The organism is Streptomyces populi, from assembly GCF_002911015.1.
GTDB classification, from domain to species: Bacteria; Actinomycetota; Actinomycetes; order Streptomycetales; family Streptomycetaceae; genus Streptomyces; species Streptomyces populi.
Genome location: NZ_KZ627062.1, coordinates 1 through 3842 on the forward strand (window position 1 = coordinate 1; position 3842 = coordinate 3842).

General features: G+C 72.1%; 5 protein-coding genes. 2 read left to right on the forward strand and 3 right to left on the reverse strand.

What is annotated here, in order from left to right:
- Positions 1–283, forward strand: a 283-nt coding sequence (locus CW362_RS42450) for an adenylosuccinate synthetase (protein ID WP_206301225.1), incomplete at its 5' end; no start/stop codon positions are given.
- A gap of 211 nt (positions 284–494) precedes the next feature.
- On the forward strand, positions 495–785 hold the full coding sequence (locus tag CW362_RS42455) for a DUF3303 family protein (protein ID WP_103554912.1): 291 nt from the start codon (positions 495–497) through the stop codon (positions 783–785).
- Between the two features lie 121 nt (positions 786–906).
- On the opposite strand, the gene CW362_RS42460 is transcribed toward CW362_RS42455, so the two are convergent.
- The 3 genes from CW362_RS42460 to CW362_RS42470 all read right to left on the reverse strand — a co-directional run.
- On the reverse strand, positions 907–1557 hold the full coding sequence (locus CW362_RS42460) for a hypothetical protein (RefSeq protein WP_103554913.1): 651 nt from the start codon (positions 1555–1557) through the stop codon (positions 907–909).
- A 206-nt stretch (positions 1558–1763) separates the two neighbouring features.
- Complete coding sequence (locus tag CW362_RS42465) at positions 1764–2459, reverse strand: GntR family transcriptional regulator (protein WP_103554914.1); 696 nt, start codon at positions 2457–2459, stop codon at positions 1764–1766.
- 217 nt (positions 2460–2676) lie between these two features.
- On the reverse strand, positions 2677–3842 hold a 1166-nt coding region (locus CW362_RS42470), incomplete at its 5' end, for an aspartate aminotransferase family protein (protein ID WP_103554915.1).

A 3842-nucleotide genomic window follows, 5' to 3' on the forward strand; every position in this document is an offset into this window, starting at 1 on the left:
GACCGGCTGGGAGCAGATCCCGGTCTGCGTGGCGTACGAGATCGACGGCAAGCGCGTCGAGGAACTCCCGTACTCCCAGACCGACTTCCACCACGCGAAGCCGATCTACGAGACCCTCCCCGGCTGGTCGGAGGACATCACCAAGGCGAAGAGCTTCGGTGACCTCCCGAAGAACGCGCAGGCCTACGTGAAGGCGCTGGAGGAGATGTCGGGCGCCCCGATCTCCGCCATCGGCGTCGGCCCGGGCCGCGACGAGACGATCGAGATCAACTCGTTCATCTAGCGCGGACCGGCCGTCCCGCGCGGAGCGGGAACGGCTTTTCCACGGGTGTGCCCCCGGCCGACGACCGGGGGCACACCCGTATCCGCACCCGTATCCGCACCCGCCACCGTGGAGCCGGCCCGGCGCGAGGTGGGCAGGGCGCCCGCGACGGGAACGGCCTGAAAGCGCGTCTCGGGGGCCTGCGCGTCGAACGGCGGAGAAGGTGGGCGCGATGCGCGTGATGCTCGAGGCGACCATGGACACGGACAAGGCCAACGAACTCGTCCGCAGCGGAAAGCTGCCGGAGCCGATGCGGGAGACGATGGACCGGGTGAAGCCGGAATCGGCCTGCTTCACCGCCCACGAGGGCGGCCGCACCTGCTGCCTGGTCTTCGACATGCAGGACAGCAGTCAGATGCCGGTGATCGCCGAGCCGTTCTTCACGGATCTCGGCGCCCGGGTCGAGTTCTCCCCCGTGATGAACCCCGACGATCTCGCGAAGGGGCTGTCCCAGCCGGGCTGACGGCCTCGGGCGGGACCGCGGTGCCTCGGGCGGGACCGCGGTGCCCTGGCCGGATCGCGGTGCCCCGGCCGGACCGTGGTGCGGGGCCACGAGGCGGGCCCCGCACCGGAGAACGGCCGGATCAGCTGAAGACGATCATGGAGCCCTGGGCGAGGCTCCGGGTCGCCGCCGCGTGCAGGCCCAGCCAGACGTGGCGTTCGCGGGCGAAGGGGCTGGAGTCGTAGGGGGCCGGAGCGGCGGGCTCCTCCAGCTCCGTCGGGACGCTCGGAGGCTGCGGCGGCGCCGGGGGGTTGGCCGGGTCGATGCCGATCGCGGGAGCCACGAACTCGAGTTCGCGCAGGAGAACCTGCGACGAGCCCAGGGGCCCGCCGCCCGCGAGCAGTTCGTCGTTGGCCAGCGGGTGCGGGAACTCCACCGGTACGTAGGCGCCCGCGTGGTCGTAGTGCCAGACCAGATGGGACTGCTGGGCGTTCGTCTCGAACATCTCCAGCAACTGCTCGTAGTCGCCGCCGAGTTCGTCGACCGGCGCCACCGCGAGCCCGCACATCTGGAGCAGGTACGCGCGGCGCAGGAAGTGCAGCGCGTCGTAGTCGAATCCGGCGACCGGGGCCACGTCACCCGACAGGCCCGGCATGTACGCGTACACCGGCACCGGGGGGAGCCCGGCCTCGGCGAGCACCTTGTCGTAGAGCGCCAGTTCCTCGGCGAAGGGGTTGTCGGGGGTGTGGCACAGCACGTCGACGAGCGGGACCAACCACAGGTCACAGGCCAACAGACGGCTCCTCTTGCTCCTTGGGGTGCAGGGTGGTCAGGGCAGCGTAATGCGCGTGGCGGTCCTGTGAAGAGGCCGGTACGCAAGTAGGCCACCGGGCGGACGGGGTCGTTCGTTCCCGGGAGCCGCGCCCCCATTCCCCCGATCGCCCGGAGCGGGTGCCCTCAAACACGGGAACGGGACGATCCGGACCCCGGCCCGCCTCTTCAGGGGGCGTCGAGGCGCTCGATGAGGGTGAGCGCGTGCTCGTTGTACGCCGTCACGATCGCCCGGGCCCCGTCGGCGTCGCGGCGCGCGAGGGCGTCCACCAGCGCGGTGTGGCCGGACCACAGATGGCCCCTGAGGTCGGAGACGTGGCGCAGGTGCTGGACCGTGCAGACCCACGACTGGACCCGCATCCGGTGCAGGAAGTCGGCGAGATAGGTGTTGCCGAACAGGTTGCTGAGTTCGCGCCAGTAACGCAGGTCGTAGCCGATGAGGATGTTCAGGTCTCCGGCGGTGGCCGCGCGCTGGGCCTCCTCGCCGCGGCGCCGGACGGCCGCGAGGGCGGCGAGCGCACGGGGGTCGTCGGCCTGCGGCATGCCGGTGGCCACGAGGTGCTGGAACATGCCCTCCGTGATCAGACTGCGCGCCTCGATCATGCCGCGGTAGTCGGCGCCGGAGTACTCGTGGACGCGGAAGCCGCGGTGCTGGTCGGCGTCCAGGAGGCCCTGGGCCGACAGGTCGACCAGGGCCTCGCGGACCGGGGTGGCGGAGACGCCGTACTGCTCGGCGATCTCCTTCACCGTGAACTCCTGGCCCGGCCGGAGGCGACCCCCGAGCACCTCGTCACGGAGCGCGTCCGCGATCTGCTGCCGCAGGGTGCTGCGTGTTACGGCGCCGCTGCCGCCGATGCCGGCCATGGTGGTGGTCTCACTCCCCGTCGCGTGGGTGGGCGCGGATGTCTGCTCGCGTATCTCTTCGAGCAGGCCACCATACGCCGTGGGGGCCGGCCGACCGGTCTCCCGCACCCCCAGGGCGCGGGAGACCGGCGCGACCGGCCCCCACAGGGGCGCGGAGCCCCTGGAGCGTGTCCGCGGGGTCTCGCCCGTCCGGCGACACCCGGCACGCCCTACGGCATCACACCGTGTGCTCGTCCGCCACCGACAGCGCCTCGTCCAGGGCCGCCAGTCCCTCCTTGGCCTCGGCCTCGGTGATGTTGCACGGCGGGACGACGTGGGTGCGGTTCATGTTGATGAAGGGCCACAGACCGCGGGCCTTGGCCGCCGCGCCGAACGCGGCCATCGGCGCGTTCGCCTCGCCCGAGGCGTTGTACGGGACCAGCGGCTCCCGGGTCTCCCGGTCCTTCACCAGTTCCAGCGCCCAGAAGGCGCCCGTGCCGCGCACCTCGCCGACGCTCGGGTGCCGTTCGGCCAGCTCGCGCAGCCCCGGTCCGAGGACCCGCTCGCCGATGGCGGCGGCCTGGCCGACGATCCCCTCCTCCTCCATGGCGTTGATCGTCGCGACGGCGGCGGCGCAGGCCAGCGGGTGCCCGGAGTAGGTGAGCCCGCCCGGGTAGGGCCGCCGGGCGAAGGTCTCGGCTATGGCGCCGGAGATCGCCACGCCGCCCAGCGGCACGTAGCCGGAGTTCACGCCCTTGGCGAAGGTCATCAGGTCCGGCGTCACCTCGTAGTGGTCGGCCGCGAACCACTTGCCGGTCCGCCCGAACCCGGCCATGACCTCGTCCAGGACGAAGACGATCCCGTAGCGGTCGCAGATCTCGCGCACCCCGGCGAGGTAGCCCGGCGGCGGCGTCATGATCCCCGCGGTGCCCGGGATCGTCTCCAGGATCACGGCCGCGATCGTCGCGGGCCCCTCGAAGGCGATCGTGTCCTCCAGGTGCTGGAGGGCGCGCTCGCACTCCTGCCGCTCGCTGTCGGAGTGGAAGGGGCTGCGGTACAGGAACGGCGCCCAGAAGTGGACGACACCGGCCGCGCCGAGGTCGTTCGGCCAGCGCCGCGGGTCGCCGGTGAGGTTGATCGCCGTGGAGGTGGCCCCGTGGTACGAGCGGTAGGCGGAGAGCACCTTCGGACGGCCGGTGTGCAGCCGGGCCATCCGCGTGGCGTTCTCGACGGCCTCCGCGCCGCCGTTGGTGAAGAAGATCTTGTCCAGGTCGCCCGGGGTCCGCTCGGCGATCAGCCGGGCCGCCTCCGAGCGCGCCTCGACGGCGAAGGCGGGCGCGAACGTGGACAGGGTCGCGGCCTGTTCCTGGATCGCGGCGACGACCTTCGGGTGCTGGTAGCCGA

Bases quoted from the DNA above. Each gene is read 5' to 3' on its own strand.
- CW362_RS42455 (WP_103554912.1), top strand. From the start codon at position 495: ATGCGCGTGATGCTCGAGGCGACCATGGACACGGACAAGGCCAACGAA.
- CW362_RS42465 (WP_103554914.1), bottom strand. From the start codon at position 2,459: ATGGCCGGCATCGGCGGCAGCGGCGCCGTAACACGCAGCACCCTGCGG.